The organism is Reichenbachiella sp. (assembly GCF_033344935.1).
Classification (GTDB): domain Bacteria; phylum Bacteroidota; class Bacteroidia; order Cytophagales; family Cyclobacteriaceae; genus Reichenbachiella.
The window spans coordinates 835436-854371 of sequence record NZ_JAWPMM010000001.1; the positions used below are offsets into that span (position 1 = coordinate 835436).

An 18936-nucleotide genomic window follows, 5' to 3' on the forward strand; every position below is an offset into this window, starting at 1 on the left:
GGTTTGTCTTTCCTCGTGACCTTGTCAGGATTCAAATATTTACATTTAATGCACTGACAATTAATACTTTACTAAATATAAAAATAGACACGGTATCATATGGGTATATTAAAATCCCAAAAGATTATAATACACTATTAACAATCGCATATATACCAATAATGAGTTCCATCAGAACACATTCTACATCCTGGAAATGGTGATGGACTGCTACAATCGTTGCAAAATCCTCCACTTCCAGGGTTTTCATCATCCCAAGATGGTGGGTAGGCATAGCTACCTACAAACTTGTTAACGTCACTGTCAGACAATTTAAATTTCTCAAACTTTCGAAGTAAGCTCATTGTATTTATTAATTTAAGTTTAGATTAACTTATTTTTATTAGAATAGTTATAATGAATTATTAAGTAGTCAAAATTTTTTATATCTCTAACCACTTTTTTTGATAAGCATCCTCTGAAGGATCAACAATCACAAAGATACCAATATGCTCCCGTTCCTGCTTCTGAGCATAGTCTACACCCTGGAAACATTTGCGAAGCACTACAACTTAGACAACCGATATGATTAGGATTTCCAGGGTTTTCATCATCCCAAGATGGTGGGTAGGCATAGCTACCTACAAGATTATTGACGTCTTTATCAGACAACTTAAACTTCTCAAATTTCCGAAATGAGCTCATAATACTTAATAATTTAGATTAGATTAAAATTTCTTCTTTTTAGTAGTAGTTAGATATTGTGAAATGAGAATTAGTATTTAATTACCTAACATCTTAATTACTTTTTTTTTCTATGTATTGAATTTACATTGGCAAAATGCATCATTTGATTAACCACAATCACAAATATACCAATAGACATTTTGGCCTGCTATACAACAATGTCTACATCCAGGAAACTGTGTTGAGGAACCGCATGGCTGACAATAAACACCCTCTTCTCCTGATGGATTCTCATCATCCCAAGATGGTGGGTAGGCATAACTGCCTACAAACTTGTTTGCGTCGTTATTAGATAATTGAAATTTCTCAAATTTTTGGAGTGACTTCATAGTACAAGTTAAGTTAAGTCTTATATTTTTATTTTAAAATAACAAAGCAACTAATATAATAACTTATTGTTTAAATATCCAAATTGCTCTAGTTGTATTAGTTTTTTCTATTAAACTATTTGCCTAATTCTAGTTGATTTTTTATTAAGTCAAAATATATTCCCTTCTTATTAGTTAATTCCTCATGATTACCGAGTTCAACAATAGAGCCTTTATCTAGTACAACTATTTGATCGGCATTTTTCACTGTACTAAGTCTGTGAGCAACAATAATAGTGGTCCTCCCTTTACTGAAGGTTTCAATTTGTTCCGTGACATTTTTCTCATTTCTTGAGTCTAGTGCACTAGTAGCTTCGTCAAAAATTAGAAAATCGGGATTCTTATATACCGCACGAGCTATCATGATTCTTTGTTTTTGCCCTTGGCTTAATCCTTGCCCCTCTGCACCTATTTTAGTCTTATGACCTAATGCCAATGAGTCAATATATTCTTTGATGTTAGCAATTTCTATTGCATTGATGAATTTATCATAATTTGGTGTGTCACTAGAAATTGAAATATTATCCAAAATTGTATCATTGAACAAAAAACCGTCTTGCATAACCACCCCACAATTTTCTCTCCATTTTTCACTATTTAAGGTTTGTAAATTTTGAGAACCAACATGAATACTTCCGTTGTTTGGTTCATAAAATTTTAATAATAGTTTGATAAGCGTTGTTTTACCGCTCCCACTTATTCCTACTATAGCTGTGGTCTTATCTTTTGGAATTTCTAAAGTGAGGTCTTTTAGAATCCATTCGCTAAATTGTCCTTCATATTTAAACCACAAATTTTTAATTATTATAGAATCATATTGATACTGCGTACTCAATTGATTTTTAGTGTGATCCTCATCTTTCTTATTATGAATTTCTCCTAGACGCTCAAGGCTAATTTGTGCATTTTGAGCTTCTTGAATAAAGGTAATTAATTGTTGAAGAGGACTATTGAGCTGTCCTAAAATTTGAGTGGTAGCTAACATCATTCCTAATGTCATTTCTCCATCTAATACTTCTTTAGCAGAGAAAAAAAGAATAAGAATATTCTTTAACTCATTAATAAAAGAGCCTCCAGAATTTTGAATTTGATCTAATGATAGACTTGCTCTGCTTACATTGAAAAGTTTTGTTTGGATTCTTTCCCATTCCCATCTTTTGATTTTGCTTGCATTATTCAATTTAATTTCTTGCATTCCTTGGACTAATTGAATCTCTGCGTTTTGGCTAGCTGCAGACTCGGCAAATCTATTGTAGTCAATTACTCGACGTTTCTTCAAGAAAATTAAAATCCAAGCAAAATATATTGCAGACCCAATTATGAAAGTAAAAAATATTTGAGTATTGTATAAGAAGAGTATTAAACCAAATATTATGATATTAAAAATAGCAAACAAAGAGTTTAATGAAGAGGATGTAAGAAATTGTTTGATTCTATCATGGTCACGAATTCTTTGCATTATATCACCCGTGTTTTTTCTATCAAAAAAAGATATAGGCAGATTCATTAATTTTATTAAAAAATCTGAGATTACAGCAATATTCAGTCTCGTCGTAATATGAAGTAGAATCCAACTTCTTATTAGAGCTATAGCCGTTGATCCTGTGAAGAACATTAATTGTGCTATAAGTACCAAGTAAATAAAACTGATGTTGTTATATTGAATGCCTACATCTACAAGGGACTGGGTTAATAAGGGTAATACCAAACTTAGCAGACTACCCGCTGTCATACCTAAAATTAACTGAAATATAAGCCGAATGTGAGGCTTTAAATAGTTTGAAAAGTATGTTAAAGTTGCTTTTGATGAGCTTTTTATGCTGTCAATTTCATAAAATTCAGGAGTAGGGTCTAATAATATGGCTATACCTTCTACTCTAGAATTGTTCCATAACTGCATAAATTCTTCTATCTTATATGAAACTAAGCCAATAGCTGGGTCTGCAATAAAAACTTTTCTTCTACTCACGCGATAAAGAACAACAAAATGATTCTGCTGCCAATGAAGAATACATGGGAAAGGCTTTTCTTCCTTTAAGGTTTCAAAGGGTATTTGCACAATCATCGACTTGAAACCGATGTCTTCAGCCGCCGTGCTTATATCTTTTAATGAAGCTCCGAGTTTATTGACTCCAGCTTTTTTTTGTAAATATTCATTTGATAAATTTTTGCCAAAATATTTGGCTATCATTCGCAAGCATGCAGCTCCACAATCGGTTGTGTCTGTTTGTGGCAGAAAAGTAAAATTGGCCATATTAGTAGTTAAGTATGGTTCTTAGGCGGTTAAAAAATCTATCAAAAAGACTGATATCTTCAGTAACTATTTCCATTGTCCCTGTCATATCTTGAAAGAAATTTATACTCTTGTCATAATTTGTCTTCATTCCTTCAGGAAATTCCACTTTAAGCAAGTATCCTTCTTCTTTTCTAATAATGGAAATATGACTTACAATGCCTATTAGAGATCCATATTCTAGGCTCGGATAATCATTCAATTTTATAATAACTTTATCCTTTAAGCTAATTTTCCCATAACCAAGTTCGCTGATATATGAATAGCCGAATACTTTGTTGTCTAGAGGGATGAGGGTTGCAAATTCATCTCCCTTATTTATAAATTGATTCTTTTCCCATAACTTTTGGTAAGTTAACTTCCCATATATCGAGGCTCTTAGAATATAGTTATACTCCCATGATGAAATTAGAGATTTTAGGATATTCAGGTTTCCCTGTATTTTCATTTGATAGTCAAGGTTATTATGTAGTATGGTAAAGGCTACTGATTGTCGCTCATTCAACTTAGTTTTTAAAGTCGATTCTAAGGAAATCAAGTCTATCTTTGTAGTTGCTAAATAATTTGATTCCGTAATCAAATTCATCTTAGATTTTTCATACTCCTTTTCTGAAAGTGCTTTTATACTGAACAGTGAAGAGTCTTTTTTATGCCACTTTTTAGTCAAATCTAACTTCTCTCGATTTACTTTAATTAGTATTTTTTTTTGTTCGATTATACTTTTAAGATATTCTATCTCATCTTTAATTTTATTATCTGCTAAAACTTCCGTGTTGTTAATTAAATAGATGTTGTACTTTTTAATATTTAAATTAAATTCATCGAATGCGTTTTGAATATTACCGAGATGTTTCAACTCAATCGTTTCAAATTGATTAAAATGCAAACTAGTTTTCCATTTTTCGTATTTGTCCAAATAATTTTTCAGATCATTTATACTTTCATAGTTAATTTCATTTTCTACTTCACAAAGTATTTCACCTTGATTAACAAGCTGACCTTCTTCGACTGAAATATTTGCAATATATCCAGATGAATTAGCTAAAATTGAAATTGGTTTGTTTGTCGCCGATATTGTGATAGAGGAAGAAATGACTTCAGGGTATTTTACCAATTTTGACATGCCTAAGGCAAAAATTATTAATATAAGAATAATATGTGAACCTGATCGTGTTAACCATGAAGGCGGAGCACCAATAATTTCTTCTTTAGAAACGATTTTGAGATTTGACATATGAATGTTTCTGATAAATGTGCAAGATTAACTGAATAAATTTTAATTTGTCATATTATTCTGGGGTAGAAATAGTTCTAAAATTGATATTTTATTCAAATAATAAAAACTCATATTTGCGGACAATTAATCGGAATAAATTTATTTACTTGCAGCAGGGTATTCTTAACTTTTGATCACATCATAACACTAGACTCCTTTTTTAGAATATTTTAGATAGCACTTTTTACTCCTATGACCCCTAACTCAGCTCATACACTTCTTCGTATTTTGTTTAAATCAGCTAAAGTTGAATACTCTGACAGTTTCTTGGCTAAATCAGTCAAATTTTATCGTAGTACGATGAATATGAAGGCTTTAGAAGATGTGCTTAATGATTACAATGTCGAAACTATGATTGCTAAACTTCCTTTCGAGGAATTGCAAAATGTTGACTTACCTATTATTGCTGAAATAAGCACTTCAGATTCTAAAACTGAAATAGTTGTCATTGATTCAATTGATGATGAAAATGTCTATTTAAAAAAATCAGATGCAAGTAGCCTCAAATTAGCTCACGGGGATTTCACAAAATGTTGGTCTGGAATTGCAATGTTGAATGATTTCTCATCGTTCTTTGAGCACAATTTCGATGCAAATAAAAAGTTGTTTTTTAGCAAGAGTACAAATGAAATTTCAAAGAAATTTTCTATAAGTGGATTGCTGATTTTGACTTTATTAATTGTGCTAAATTATTCAGGAGGAATCATTTTTTCATTGTTAATAAGTTTAAAAGTAATTGGGTTGTTTATTGGTTTGAAATTAATAGAGGAGAATTTGGGTCTATCTAGTGAATTTACCGGTAAATTTTGCACACCTTCAAAGCGTATTGATTGTCAGGCTGTTTTAAACTCCAAAGGGGGCTCAATTCTAGGAGTATTCAATTTATCAGACCTAGGGGCTATTTATTTTTTATCTACTTTTCTTTTTTCACTATTTTCTATACTAGACAATAACACTTCATTAGTGTATTCTGTTTTATACTTGAATTATCTTGCATTACCCATAATTTTATATGCAATTCTGTATCAGTTTTTTGTAGTAAAAAAATTGTGCCCATTATGTATTGCGTTACAAGTACTTATTATAATAGAATTTATCCTTGGAATAATTTATGGCGACATGGATCCGGTAAATGTGGATATGATTCTGCGGATTTCTGTATACTTACTATTATCGAATATATTTATCGTCATATACAAAAAACTAATAACTAAAGAGATAAATGAAGAACTTCTTGAAAAGAAGGAGTTCTACAACAAAAGAAATTTTGAATTTTTAAAATTCGTTTTTTCCTCTGGACAGAAAACTTCAGAATTAAACAGCGAAATAAAAAATTATCTTTCTTTTGTCGAAGAAGGAAATGAACTCATAGTAGTTTTATCACCTTTATGTCAGCCTTGTTCTGTATTTTATGCTGAATTAGAAAAGTTCATTGCTTATTTTGATGAGAGAATAAACGTAAGATTTGTGTTTATCGAACAAAATCGGAATAATCCATTAGGTACAAAAGTTGTAAATTATATAAATGATTATTTAAGAGTAGAACCAGATTTAGTCAAAAGAAGAAAATTTATTGGAGATTATTTTTCGATTAAAAATAAAAATTCAGAGTCTATTCAAAAATGGATGTCTATTGGATCATTGAATAAAGTGGATGCATTTGAAAGTACATTGGAAATAGAATGGTGTAAAGAAAATGGAATTCATTACACACCGGCTCTTATCTTAAATAATCATATTATTCCAGCAGAATTTGGATTGTTGGAAATTAGAAGGTACTTGGATAAATTTCAAGAAGAAGAGAGATTATAACTCACATTATTTAATCTAATTTAGATGAAAGACTTAAATTTATACATCATTATTAGTCTATTACTTGCCGTTTTTTCCTGTGGATTTGGCAATAGCAATGAAAATAATAATGATGATGCCATGGTATTAAGAACTTCAAAAATTAAATTGGAGTATTCATTTCTTTTGGAAACACAACTTGCATATTTAGGTCTTCTAGATGTAACAAAACTTAATACACAGGAAGACATTGATAAAATAGACATTCGTTCAGCAAAAATTCCCTCAGATAATTATGAAGGTCATATCGTAATAATAGATGCGAATAAAAATGGAAGATTTGAGTACGATTCTATTGATTTTATTGGACTTACCGGAAGTACCGAGAATTTTATGGTAGATCGAATAAATCTTACGATCAGTAGGAAACCAATTAAACTGAAAATTGGGGATGAAAAATATGAATTGAAAATTAAAATGGATGGAAATGAATTAGAATTGTTAAGAATAAACGCTAATAACTCAACTTGTGATTTGTCATTTCCATATATTTTACCTAAAAAAAATTATATCAATTTGACGGTTGGGGCAAAAATCTATAAGGATAATAATAAACCGACTCTAGTGGAGTTTTGGGGTACTTGGTGCAAGCCATGTATTAAAATAACACCAGAATTGAAGAGGTTAAAGAATGACTTTGAAAATAAGTTCAATCTAGTGAGTATCAACTACAAAGACAAGGACATGGATAGAGTCAAGTCATTTATTTTGAAGTTTGAAATGGATTGGGATCATATGTTGGCTGATGAAAAATTGATTAAAGATTTTGGTAACCCTAATTTCGTTCCTTGTGGTATCCTATTTGATGAAGATGGTTTTTTACTCAAGTATGGAGTGACATTGCCTGAAGTAAGGGAGTATTTGGAGCGTAAATAGTCGCTTGATTGTCTAATGATATAAGTTTGATTCATATATACTTTTCTACTTTAAACAAGTGATATTACTTAACATAAGCCAAAATTATATAACAAAGGGAACCTCGATTATGGTCAATCAAAGCACTTTTTGGTGTTTCATGAGAACGTGATTGGATTATTCTTAGATGGCCGTCAGAATGTCAGTGAAAAATTAAAATGTAAATAATTGAGCTTTTATTTGAGCTCAATGATTAATTAAATTGAATCGGGATCCTAAAGAATTTATCCTTGATTTCTCTGAAGATGTTAGGTCTTAAAGAGTTGTATAATTTTCTGCACTTCCATTCAGCAATTGCATCAAAAGCACATTGTTCTAAAAATTTTTGAACTTGGTCATAATTCTTAAAAGTGTCAAAGTACGGATGAATTAGATTTACAACTCCAATTATCTCATTTTCATTACCAGAAAAATCGAGATAAAGGTAAGGTTCTAGATCACTATTTTTTGCGCTAAAGAACTTCACGCTTAACTTCCTTGGAGCAAGGTCTACTTCAGCGGTAAAAAAAGGAGTCTTTGCACTTTTAATTGAATTTACTTCATTAAGAAATATTTCTTCGAGTTCTTCTTCCCTGCCTTTATGAGCTAAGTATTCTTCAACAGCGTTATAAAAATCTTTTGATTCTACTATTTGCTTTACTGGCCCAACAGCTTGAACTATGCTTGCCTCTAGATTAAGGCCTGTTTTTGTGGGAGAGCTTTCATTCTCTGCTATTTCAATAGCTTCCTGTGCATAATCTAATAGTTTGTCTGCCAGTTCATTTTCGTCGTCTCCTTCCCATATTATTGCATCTTTTTGATGGCTGACATCAAACCCTGTTAAATTTAAAATTCCTATTACACGTTGATTGACCAAAGTATTGGAACCTCCAAGTTGGTGTCCAAAAATCGTTTCGGGTTTGTAAGCGGCTGGAGGACAAACAACAACTCTATCATTCATTTGTATTGTAAAACCTGCTTTTTCTCGACTTCCAGGTAATATGGCAGAGACCCATCCTTCTATTTGCTTTGGTTGGGTATTAGCTTCTCCTATGGAAAATGAGAATGATTTTTTGTACTTTTCACCAGTTTTAGTAATGTACAAGCCTTCTTCAGCATCAAACTGTTCTAATTCAGATCCTTGAAATTTAATAATTACTTCATTATTGTTGATGTCTAAATAATAAATTCTTTCAAGATAGTTTTTAATTTTTCTAATTGTATTACCATGAATTACCCTGTGTAAATCATGGATTTCTATAATTGTATAGTGGTCATTAGCATTCGCCGATGTTTCAAGGATACTTATAGAATCGTCTCCATTTTCGATAATTTCATTGACATCAACTGTGCAACTAAACTCTTTATCTATTCCAAGCATACTAGTACGAATTGACCAACGATCACCAAACCAACATGCTGCCGTTTTTAGCCCCAGGCCATACTTTGACCTTCCTTGAGAATATTTTGTATCTCCAATATGTAATGCATGAGTTAATCTGTCAAGATCCATTCCCATCGCATTGTCTTCAATTGACAAGTGTGAGTTCTTTCTAGAGTAATCTATTATGACTTCTAGACATTTCGATTCTGAAAATGCACTGTCCAACGCACTTTTGTTATTCAAATATGATTGAGTACTATTATCTATAAACTCTGCAAAGGCATACCATGGTTTATAAGATAACCTTTTGTAGGTTGATATTATGTTTGTGCCGACATTCAGATTTGCTATGTGTTCCATAATTATAAATACCTCAGTTCTAATCTATTCTCTCTAAACACTAATGACACTTTTTTGGTCAATGTTGGAAGTGGAAACCCGACACCTATATAGAATAGTTTGACATGTTTAGTTTTTTTTTCAATTCTCCATCTGGTAGGCTCTTGATCAACTATGATTTGTAGCTCATCACCTGAATTCCTGTCATAGAATATTTTAGATCCATTTTTTAGGATTAGACAATTGTTTAGAAGATCGATATCTAAATATCTTTCTTTAATTATTTCGGAAAATGCATCTCCATCATTGATTCTGAAAAGCTCTTGATTGTTCTCATCATTGTAAATTTGATATGTACAATATAAACATCGAATTTTTTCTTCTTTAAATCTGATTCGCCATGTTGGAGGAACATGTTCGGCCATTAAAACTACGTGAGCGGTTTTTGTCTGAAGCAATTTTTCTAAATTTTCATAATCTTTAAAAAATGGATCAATATTATTTATTTGAGTTTTAATGTAATCAATTTCATCTATTATTGATTTAAGGACATAATTTTGAAAAGTGCAAAGTTGCTCAATTGCATGGCCAATACCAGGTTTGATAAGCTCCAGTTCTACAATAAACCATGTTTGTAGTGATTTATTGATGATCATTATGTCGGGGGCATTCTTATGGATTCCATTAAGGTTCTGTATATCCTTTTTATACGGAATTATATAAGATTTATCACCAATGATTTGCCTAAGTCCAGAAATGACTGATTTTTCATATTCGGTTTCAGAATAATGTGCACCGCCGGATAGTTTAATAAACTCTCTAGAATTGAGAATCCTATGAGCCTTACTCAATGATTCGGGTGATTCGTTTAAATTGAAATCAGGTCTGCTATGAAATATTATTGCCATTGAAAATCATAATTCCATGTTATCAGACATTTTCAAAAAATCTGCTACTTTCTGAATCTTATTGAATCGTCCTAATGACCCATGAATATATTCCAGTGTGGGTTCTATCGAAGCCCAGTTTCGATTTAGTTTCTCTGCAACTGATCCTGTTGTGTTACTTCCTCCAAAAGGGTCAAGAATTAAATCATTTTCATTTGTCAAAAACTTTATGAAAAATTCGACTAAACTTTCTGGCATTCTTGCGGGATGTGGTTGTAGGTTGTGGTTCTTGCAATATAATTGATAAGGAGTTCCTGATTGTGTATTTGCGGAAGAAATTACATTCGAAGGAATAGCTCCTTTGTTATCTGAAAGAAATGACTTTTCACCGATTGAATGTTCAGAAGGTCTAAAACCAGAATTATAGGAGCCGTTTTTCAAAAGTTTTTTCATAGAAGAGCTGTACTCGACTAGAACATTTTTATTATTTGCCTTTGGATTAGGAGTTTTACTCATCCACCATATATAGGTGAAAGAATCCTTGACTCGAGTTCTTTCAATGTTTACCCATTGTGCTGGAGTTGGAAGTTTGGCTGTATTATTCCAAATAAATTGTTGACACAAATAATAACCTCCTTCTTCAAGAAAGGCCAAAAGAGACTTTAAAGCTAATGTTGACATTACTGGTATTCCAGGCTCCCATGAATTTCCTACTTCAATTACTATCGATCCATCTGGCGTCAACAGGTTTCCAAAGTCTTTGGACAGTGATTTTATCCAATTAATATATTCATCTCCTTGAAAATTTCCGTATTTCTTCTTCCTGTTTAATGGGAATGGAGGGGAAGTGACAATCAAATTAATTTGGCCCCGATATTTGTCGAACTTCTTAGACTGTAAGGCGTCTTCTATCTTTCCGTTGTAACAGACTCCTAAATCAGTCTTGTATGCAATTTTAATCAATTTATAATAATATGCGTTTCAAATTCAATTTGCTAAGATACAAAATACAGCAAGTCCATTGACATTTGAACATGAAAAGAGGCAATTTTGAATCATTACCAAAATTATTCGAATTTAGAAATGTAAATTATAATGAGAAAATTTATAGAATCGGAAAAACAAAAGCCTGTCCTCCAGGATAATCAATAATCTCCAATTCTGATTGGCTGTTTTCTACAATCTTTTTGGTAACCGTACGACTTTTCAATTTGATATGAAATCTAATCTGATCGATCTTGCACTCACCTTCAGAAATGATTTGAATGAAGGCATCAAATAATTCAGAGGATATATTCAGGTTCTTTTCATTACCACATTTTCTTCTACGACCTTTTGAAAATTGAATTCTATTTTGGCTGTCAACGACAGCATTGTCAATAATAACAGAATCCTTTTGTTTGATAGCGCAATCATCATTTGAAGCCATCGAAGAAGCCAGTCTGCAAATATCTATTTGCAATTGCTGTAAGTCCTTTAAACCACACGATTCAAGTTTTGTCAAATCAGAAAAACAGAGGTTGGTTGGAAGCGAATATCCTTTATTTGTGAAGGACTGAAATCTAGATTTGAGTTTTACCTCTTTGGAGTCAACAAAATTGATGGTTTCTTTTTGGTCAAGTAAAATTGATTTCCATTTGTTTAGCGCCTCTTCACTAAACCACCATCTTGTGCCTATGGCAAAATCAGTTCTTCCAGTTAGTTGATCTTGTCCAAAATAAAATGTGTCGAATAGCTTATCATAGTTAGTTGTGCTAAATCCGTGTTTATTGGCGAAATGTAAAAACCCTTCAATAATCGGAGAAGGTAAGAAGTATTGGTTTTTTTCAGTTGTGATGATATAGTGGTCTTCTCTAAAGTTGTTGACATGGTAATGCATTAATGCTTTGATATTTTATTTATTTATCGAACTGGAAAAAAGAAAAAAGACCAACTCAAAAAAGGGTTGGCCTTATTTGAAAGTTTAATCTCAAATGGCTACTTGAATAGAATTACTGATTACGAAAGCGTTTCCAAATTAGAATTATTCTCTCACGTCTTAAAATTCGAACTTACCTATGCTAAATTGACTTCTTGTTGTTTGCTAATTTGGCCAAATTAACCCCATCTTGAAGATCAAAAGGTAAGAGTATATTAGACAAAGACTGTATACCTTTTTCGTTGCCTAGTTCTTTATGCTGAGCTAATTCGAGTAAATACCCGAGCTCCTCTATCTCTTTTGGAACTGCAAATAATAATTGAGTATTACTGTCCTTACAACTTTCAAATATTTTGGCGAACAAATGATTATAAGCAGAAAGTTCAAATGATTTTTCAATTTGAATGCACCAACTTCTTAGGAACTGGACCTTATTTATTGTTTCAAATACAAATAAAGGAAAGCTGAAAGCAGGTTGCTTATCAAGAAGACTTAAAACCTGCTTAGGCAATGATGTGAATTTTGCATCGCCTATTTTCCTTACTTCTTCTTTGTCCAATAGATGTACCAAAGAAGTATACTTTGACAATGGAATAAGGCGCTCCTTCAATCTTCTATCAATTGATTCTGGTATTGAAGCTACAGATATGACAAGTTCAAATTTGTTATCTGTGTAACCATCTTCACACAGTCTCCTATAGAAATCACGAAATATTGAATTAAGCGAGTCTTTCAAGACATTGATTTCAGTACGGTGAATTAAGCTTAAGGATAATAAACCAGACCATGAAAGATTATCTTTTAAAGAGTAAATTCTAATTGCTATTACATCGTGATCCCCAAAAAGCTTCTCAATGTCACCTACAAGCTTTAGAGCCTTTTTTAGCAAGAGGTCTTTAGTAGATTCCATTTTATTAGATTGACTAATCAAACGAACCACTTCATTAGTAACGATATCACTATTGACTTGATAAGCTGAGGCGGATCCGATTGCAATTTGAATGTCAAATTCAAGATCTTCAAAATAAAAAGAAATGTGATCTGTTAGAATTTTGTATAAGGAGAATCGACTGTAACGTCCTCTAGGAAGCGTAATATTCGCTGTTTCAACTACCTGGATGGAATCCTTTTTGAATAAAGTTATCATTAGAGGATATTGAAGAATAGTTTCATATGGGCCGACATGTCCATGACGTTTTAATTGCAACTCTCTATTTATTGAGTTGATTTGCGCATTGATGAAGTTTTCTGCCATTTGGAAGCGTGCATCTGTATTATTCTTGCCAAGTGTAAAGAATGGAGTAACTGATTGAATTTCGAGTATGCCATACTCAGCTACATCGCGCTTGTATAAATTTTTCATGACTTTATAATATTTAAGATTTTTGAAAAAATGACAACCACCTTGGTTGTCGATGCGATGTTAATTAGTAGCCAGGAAGGCAGCATAAGATTAGTATTGAACACTTTCTACATGCATGTATGTGCATTGATTTGCTTGATTGTTGAATTTGGTATTGAATAAAAACAGCCATGACTAAATCACCATGGCTGAAATAATCGAATAGTTCAATCTAGATTGTTAAACCTTGCTCATTTTTTTTTAGCATCAATGGAAGAGTAGATTATTCTTGGGTAGCAGTCAAAGAATCCATCCTGTGCGAGCTGTTTGATCTGGACTAACTCCATCATATAGCCTAGTTCTTTTGAATCTGTAGGAGAAAAGAAGAGCAGATCACATTCAGAATTCACAAGGTGCTTGATGGCTTCTTTATGGAATTTGATTTGAAATTCATCAAAGCAAAGTTTGTTCACCATAAAACACCAATTCCGTTTAAATTTATTTTCAGCATCAACTTCAAACACAAAGACGGGAAATTCCGTAAATGGATGTTTATGAACGAACTCATACAATTGACCTGAAACCATCAATTGAAATCCGTTTACCAAATCTCTCAAGTTCTCTTGCTTGACTCGAAATTGCAATGCACTAAACTTGGAGAAAGGTAAATCCTTTTCATATAGTTTAATATCGATAGAATCAGATGTATTTGCAGGAGAGATGATCAGCTCCACTATTTTTTGGTCATTGAGTAATTTGGGATATTGACGAGCTATGTCATGAATGCCATAATTATCAATTGGATTTTGCTGATAGAGCAAGAGTTGATCAATGCATTCATCCCAACAGTGATTTTGCTTTAAAGAGTACAACCTGAATGAAGTCACTCCCGAAGAAACGAGCTGAATAATTTGACTTGTATGGCGATCTAACTTTTCAATTATTGATGCTGTTAGTTCTACGTGATTGTCACCACTACAGATCAACCTTAGACCCTCATCACAAATGATATCACTATCTATTAATTCAGGCTTTATTTTGTTTAATGTGATTTGATAGTCAGATGAATTGTCCTTAATGAAGTAGCCAATTTTCTGCATGATTATTTTTGTCATTAAATCCGAAGCATAAAGTCCTCTAGGAAGCTCCACTTGTAAAGTATCAACAATGCCATGGGCGTCCTTTTTAATAATCATTGCTTCCAGATTATGTGTCAAAACATTATCTGGAGCACCACTTAGCTGTTGATTGTTGGTTAACTTATAGTTTCGATTCAAATTAATGATGCTGCTGTTAAGGTGCATTTGGAGCAACTGTTCTCTTGTTTGAAGACTCTTTGATCCAAAAGAAAATAATGGAGTCCATGTATCGAATTCATGAGCGGCGTACTCGCCGATTTCTCTTATATGATAATTCATAATTTTTGTATTTAAGATTTTACCAATCATTGCTGAATGGCGTTAAAAATTGAGTTGTAAAAAATGTTTGATAAGCCATGAGGCATCAAAAGACATCTTCCAAATAGAAAGCGCTCCGATAGTTCTCCAGTGAACTGAAGTAAACATTAAGTCGGACTTTGTCAGGCATTTCGTCATAGGTTCTGCCATCAAGTAGTCTACCCGTTTTCTTTTTGTTAGTACCGCCCCACTGTTTGAAGAAAAAGGGAACGTTAGCTGCTGCACATTGATCCCGGATATCCAGCACCCAGGATTTTTCCATAGGCCTTGGTGTTTTGCCAGATTCACCTCCAACAATAACCCAGTCAATACCTTCGAGATTTAAATCATTAACAGGGCCAATTAAAGGTTCAACCGATAGAAATTTGACATGAGCAGGGATTTGTCTGAGGTGATCGATTCGGTGTAAAACTAGATTATCTTCTACAGAAACACCCATCCAAATGTTACTTGTCCAATTCAGCATTGGCGCATGCTTTTCAAGTATGTCCGCCCGTTTGGTAAGAATTTGAAACTTATGCTGTGGAAGCCTGTTCATGATATTGAAAATCCTTTGGATAAAACTCAAGGGAATGTCCTCATGAAACAGGTCACTCATGGAATTGACAAATACGATTTGCGGTTTTCTCCATTTAAAGGGATCCGCCAAAGACTCTGGATGTAATGTCAATTGGAATTCGTTGACATATTTCTTTTGACCCATCGCTTTCAGCCTTTTGGCCAATACTTCGGCATAACAAAACTTACAACCAGCAGAAACTTTGTCACATCCGGTGGTTGGGTTCCACGTCATCGTGGTCCATTCGATAGAAGACTTAGACATGACTTTTTTGTTTAGCTGTTCCTTTGACTACTTTTTGAGAAGTAGTGAATACATATAGAAGTTTTCTATGCTGATCAGTGAGTGGAGGTATCATTTTATCCCAGTCAATTTGCCTATCCAGAGATACAATCTCGCTTGCGAGTTTTTCGAATTGATCAACTTTTGAATACAATTCTTTTTTCAACTCATCTTTATCCACAGCTTCTGTAAATTCATTGGAAGCCCTTTTTGCTTCTTCGGCTTTTCGGATTTCAACAGCACGCTTTTTTAAAGCTTTCACCTCCTTAAAATCCTCCTTGTCGAGGATTTCGTTTCGAACCACTATGACTGCAGCGTCCAAACTAGACTGTAAGAGATCAGTTAAAAGAACGGCCTTTGAGGTTGCTTCTTCTTTATGGAACTTGAGAATTTGCAGGGCGACAAAACGTCCTTTAGCATAGGCCTTGTAATTGGACAAACCAACCTTTTTGGCTACAATTTCATGAGTTCTTCCTTTCACCGCCTCACTCGCTTCTTCAAGCTTGATAAAATTTTCCCTAACGAGAGGAGTTTCATTTTTACCCCCATGGTTTAAGGTGGCTAGCATTCGTGCTTTTGACTCTGTTTGAACCAATCGTTCAATAAGTAACCCCTCGTTGACCCTTTGTAAGAAAGATTTGTCTCGAGAGGCATTTGCTTCTAGTAAGTAGGCCAACTCTTCTTCATCAGATTCAAATTCACGGATTGCAACATCAACCTTTCCCCATTCCAACTGCAGAAGTGCTTTTAATCGTTTGTTTCCAGAAACTACTTGCATTTTCTTGTTTACCACAAGTGGTTCCAATAACCCAAATTCTCGAATACTGCTAATGAGCATATGGACATTTTCCTTGCCATAGATGCTTTCATTTGAAGGGTGAAAGGAAAGCTTTTTCAATTCAACCTTTTGCAAATCATTTTTCATAACCTACTTTTTAAGAGTGATATCACCAGCCACTTGACCGGCATTTTCGCAACGCTATAAAATGGTTTTGGAAGGGTTGTCAGCATTGAACCATGCACTTACCAGATGCGCATATTTGCACGCATTTGCTGGATGGCAGCTTTATCATTTACTCATATATGGACAGATTTAGGCGTTGGTTTTTTAATTACAATATTTCATTGGAATGGGGAGGTTTTCATTTCTGTGCTTTTCTCTTATTCAATTTTTTTATTTTTCATGGAATCGTTGAACTGCTGTAATGCTGTTGCAGAACTGTTCAATTCAACAGCAGGGGCAAGACGAACAGTTACAGTGCCGCAATCATTTGTTGCAATACAGTGTGGGCATAGCACGAAATTCAATAGTCAGTATAAAATCACGTGTTAAAGCAAATGGCAGCATTTGAAAGCAACTAAGTAGTGGGTCGTACAGAAGTAATGGAGTATCAAAAGATCTTTTTCAAATTTGGATAAGAATTAAAAATCCAAGTGATGAAAAAGAAAGAAAAGCAAAAGTCATTACCACAGCAGGCTAAAGCATCCAATCAAAAGCAATCAAAGAAAGAAAAGGTCTTTTCCGGGCGAGATTCATTGGAGTTTCTAGCGGCCAATAGGATATTGAATTACATGGGTAATAATAATGTATCGATCGCTACCAATTTTGAACAGCAAGATTTACTGGCCAAAGCATTAAAATCCGAATTCGGAGGAGACCTAGGCAGATCACTCCTACATCGTTTTTTGGCTTATGAATCCATTTACAATCTTGAAGCGACAGACAGGTCTTATAATTTGGCTGATGATGGATTCCCTAAAGGAGTAGGTATGGGATGTGTCATACAAATGGCAGAAGAGGTCAATTTCCGATTTGCCAGCTTTACCCGAGAACAAAAAACAAGATTGGCAGACATGAAGGCTAGGTATATCCTGGAAGCAAATAGCGTATTTGTCAGATTGAACCTTTTTAATAATTGTAGGGAAATCAAATGGTCATCAGACAAATGGAGAAGGATAGAAGATAAGGATTTATGTGTGATTTATATTCGACTGTTAAGCAAAATGTACAATAAAGCTGATTGTGACGATTGGTTGACTGTTTTGGCATTGGAAAATCAAATCGATCCAGTAAAAGCTTATCTTGAAAGCCTTGAGCCAATAAACGGAGAAGAACATATCAGTCAACTGGCAAATACCATTGAGTCAGCAGAGCCGCATACAACACACACGTTGCTTCGCAGGTGGTTGATTGGTTTAGTTGCTTCCCTTCTGGAAGTCAACCAAGCCAATGAAAATGTCTTGGTGTTTGTAGGCAAACAAGGATTAGGGAAAACACAATGGGCGAAAAGATTATTGCCCAATGAACTGCAGCAATATTTTGCTACTAAGAACCTAACGCCAGGCAACAAGGATGACGAGCTCATGTTAGGTGAATTTGTATTGATCCTAATGGATGAGCTCAGTTCAATTCTAACGAGAAAAGCTTCCAATGAAGCCTTTAAAGAAATGCTAAGTTTGGACAAAGTGACCCATAGAAAACCATATGCCAGAGAAGTGTCCAGTCATGTGAGGAAAGCCAGCATTATTGGCACATCAAACGAATCAGAGTTTTTGAAAGATGAAACAGGTAACAGGAGGTTTTTTCCCATTTATGCTATTAAAATAGACTATCAACACCAAGTCGATGTCTCGAAGGTATTTGCCGAACTGTATCAACTGTACAAACAAGGAGAACGAGGACATTTACTGCCACACGAAAGGAAAATGTTGGATAGTCACAATCGTAATTTCGAAGCCACCAATCCATATACCGAATACATCATGAAATTCTGTAGAGAATCGGAAACAGAGTTTTTGACCTGTGTAGAGCTGATCAACTTGATCAATGCAACCACTAAAAGCAGTCCACAGGATACAGGAAAAGAACTGATCCCACCACAATATGCCGCTCAAGTGGGAAGGATTCTAAAAAGCATGGGTTTCAAACAAAGATCAAGAAGCATTCTAGGCAAAACCAAACGGCTTTACGGTATAGAGTTCAACAAAGATGGGTTCGAAGATTTTTTCGAAAAGCCTAAAGTGGTCAGTCCGTTATTCGATGAAATGAGTGAAGAAGAAAAGAAAGCAAAAGGATATTCAACACAGGAAGAGATAAATGAGGTAATAGAGGAGATGTCCAAAGCTAAAGATCAGAATAAAGATAAAGAATGAATCATTCTATAGACCAGATCCATCTAGTCTATACTTTACTCAATCCATATTTTAAAATGTCTAATTCAATTCTCTAGAATTTCTAGAAATTTTCAAACAGACGGGGCGGGGATATAATAACAATCAATATGTAGTAAGATTTTAAAATATAGTTTGATCAAGGATTAAACGCATTGGGATTTCGAAGTACAATAAATAAAAAAACGT

At 33.7% G+C, this 18936-nt stretch carries 14 protein-coding genes; 3 read left to right on the forward strand and 11 right to left on the reverse strand.

The window, feature by feature from the left end; genetic code table 11:
* Nucleotides 1–124: 124 nt before the first annotated feature.
* From R8N23_RS03535 to R8N23_RS03545, 3 genes are all read right to left on the reverse strand, one after another.
* Nucleotides 125–253, reverse strand: a complete 129-nt coding sequence (locus tag R8N23_RS03535) for a hypothetical protein (protein WP_318170184.1) — start codon at nucleotides 251–253, stop codon at nucleotides 125–127.
* Nucleotides 254–1170: 917 nt separating this feature from the next.
* Nucleotides 1171–3348, reverse strand: coding sequence for a peptidase domain-containing ABC transporter (locus R8N23_RS03540; protein WP_318170185.1), 2178 nt, complete (start codon nucleotides 3346–3348; stop codon nucleotides 1171–1173).
* Nucleotide 3349: 1 nt separating this feature from the next.
* The gene (locus tag R8N23_RS03545) at nucleotides 3350–4621 is read right to left on the reverse strand and encodes an HlyD family efflux transporter periplasmic adaptor subunit (RefSeq protein WP_318170186.1); all 1272 of its coding nucleotides are present in this window, start codon (nucleotides 4619–4621) and stop codon (nucleotides 3350–3352) included.
* Nucleotides 4622–4855: 234 nt separating this feature from the next.
* Between R8N23_RS03545 and R8N23_RS03550 the strand changes: the two genes are divergently transcribed.
* On the forward strand, nucleotides 4856–6475 hold the full coding sequence (locus R8N23_RS03550) for a vitamin K epoxide reductase family protein (RefSeq protein WP_318170187.1): 1620 nt from the start codon (nucleotides 4856–4858) through the stop codon (nucleotides 6473–6475).
* Nucleotides 6476–6499: 24 nt separating this feature from the next.
* Nucleotides 6500–7390, forward strand: a complete 891-nt coding sequence (locus R8N23_RS03555; protein WP_318170188.1) for a TlpA disulfide reductase family protein — start codon at nucleotides 6500–6502, stop codon at nucleotides 7388–7390.
* Between the two features lie 232 nt (nucleotides 7391–7622).
* Here R8N23_RS03555 and R8N23_RS03560 read toward each other — a convergent pair whose 3' ends face one another.
* The 8 genes from R8N23_RS03560 to R8N23_RS03595 all read right to left on the reverse strand — a co-directional run bounded on the left by R8N23_RS03560 (nucleotide 7623) and on the right by R8N23_RS03595 (nucleotide 16501).
* Nucleotides 7623–9152 (reverse strand): ATP-binding protein, encoded by a 1530-nt coding sequence (locus R8N23_RS03560; protein ID WP_318170189.1) that lies wholly within the window; start codon nucleotides 9150–9152, stop codon nucleotides 7623–7625.
* A gap of 2 nt (nucleotides 9153–9154) precedes the next feature.
* Nucleotides 9155–10039, reverse strand: coding sequence for a hypothetical protein (locus R8N23_RS03565; RefSeq protein ID WP_318170190.1), 885 nt, complete (start codon nucleotides 10037–10039; stop codon nucleotides 9155–9157).
* 6 nt (nucleotides 10040–10045) lie between these two features.
* A complete protein-coding gene (locus R8N23_RS03570; protein WP_318170191.1) occupies nucleotides 10046–10981 on the reverse strand; it encodes a site-specific DNA-methyltransferase in 936 nt (311 codons plus the stop codon).
* 142 nt (nucleotides 10982–11123) lie between these two features.
* Nucleotides 11124–11897, reverse strand: a complete 774-nt coding sequence (locus tag R8N23_RS03575) for a hypothetical protein (RefSeq protein WP_318170192.1) — start codon at nucleotides 11895–11897, stop codon at nucleotides 11124–11126.
* 181 nt (nucleotides 11898–12078) lie between these two features.
* Nucleotides 12079–13299, reverse strand: a complete 1221-nt coding sequence (locus tag R8N23_RS03580) for a hypothetical protein (RefSeq protein ID WP_318170193.1) — start codon at nucleotides 13297–13299, stop codon at nucleotides 12079–12081.
* A 230-nt stretch (nucleotides 13300–13529) separates the two neighbouring features.
* A complete protein-coding gene (locus tag R8N23_RS03585; protein ID WP_318170194.1) occupies nucleotides 13530–14696 on the reverse strand; it encodes a hypothetical protein in 1167 nt (388 codons plus the stop codon).
* Nucleotides 14697–14781: 85 nt separating this feature from the next.
* Complete coding sequence (locus tag R8N23_RS03590) at nucleotides 14782–15558, reverse strand: phage Gp37/Gp68 family protein (RefSeq protein WP_318170195.1); 777 nt, start codon at nucleotides 15556–15558, stop codon at nucleotides 14782–14784.
* Entirely contained in the window at nucleotides 15551–16501 is a 951-nt protein-coding gene (locus tag R8N23_RS03595) for a ParB N-terminal domain-containing protein (RefSeq protein WP_318170196.1), read from the reverse strand. The genes R8N23_RS03590 and R8N23_RS03595 overlap by 8 nt, the downstream gene beginning before the upstream one ends.
* 512 nt (nucleotides 16502–17013) lie before the next feature.
* On the opposite strand from R8N23_RS03595, the gene R8N23_RS03600 reads away from it, so the two are divergent.
* Nucleotides 17014–18729 carry a VapE domain-containing protein gene (locus R8N23_RS03600; RefSeq protein ID WP_318170197.1) on the forward strand — a complete coding sequence of 572 codons (1716 nt, stop codon included), beginning with the start codon at nucleotides 17014–17016 and terminating at the stop codon, nucleotides 18727–18729.
* Nucleotides 18730–18936: the final 207 nt, after the last annotated feature.

Excerpts from the sequence above, each read along its gene's own strand:
- R8N23_RS03535 (WP_318170184.1), bottom strand. The coding sequence starts at position 253 with ATGATGAAAACCCTGGAAGTGGAGGATTTTGCAACGATTGTAGCAGTC.
- R8N23_RS03540 (WP_318170185.1), bottom strand. The coding sequence starts at position 3,348 with ATGGCCAATTTTACTTTTCTGCCACAAACAGACACAACCGATTGTGGA.
- R8N23_RS03545 (WP_318170186.1), bottom strand. The coding sequence starts at position 4,621 with ATGTCAAATCTCAAAATCGTTTCTAAAGAAGAAATTATTGGTGCTCCG.
- R8N23_RS03550 (WP_318170187.1), top strand. The coding sequence starts at position 4,856 with ATGACCCCTAACTCAGCTCATACACTTCTTCGTATTTTGTTTAAATCA.
- R8N23_RS03555 (WP_318170188.1), top strand. The coding sequence starts at position 6,500 with ATGAAAGACTTAAATTTATACATCATTATTAGTCTATTACTTGCCGTT.
- R8N23_RS03560 (WP_318170189.1), bottom strand. The coding sequence starts at position 9,152 with ATGGAACACATAGCAAATCTGAATGTCGGCACAAACATAATATCAACC.
- R8N23_RS03565 (WP_318170190.1), bottom strand. The coding sequence starts at position 10,039 with ATGGCAATAATATTTCATAGCAGACCTGATTTCAATTTAAACGAATCA.
- R8N23_RS03575 (WP_318170192.1), bottom strand. The coding sequence starts at position 11,897 with ATGCATTACCATGTCAACAACTTTAGAGAAGACCACTATATCATCACA.
- R8N23_RS03580 (WP_318170193.1), bottom strand. The coding sequence starts at position 13,299 with ATGAAAAATTTATACAAGCGCGATGTAGCTGAGTATGGCATACTCGAA.
- R8N23_RS03585 (WP_318170194.1), bottom strand. The coding sequence starts at position 14,696 with ATGAATTATCATATAAGAGAAATCGGCGAGTACGCCGCTCATGAATTC.
- R8N23_RS03590 (WP_318170195.1), bottom strand. The coding sequence starts at position 15,558 with ATGTCTAAGTCTTCTATCGAATGGACCACGATGACGTGGAACCCAACC.
- R8N23_RS03595 (WP_318170196.1), bottom strand. The coding sequence starts at position 16,501 with ATGAAAAATGATTTGCAAAAGGTTGAATTGAAAAAGCTTTCCTTTCAC.
- R8N23_RS03600 (WP_318170197.1), top strand. The coding sequence starts at position 17,014 with ATGAAAAAGAAAGAAAAGCAAAAGTCATTACCACAGCAGGCTAAAGCA.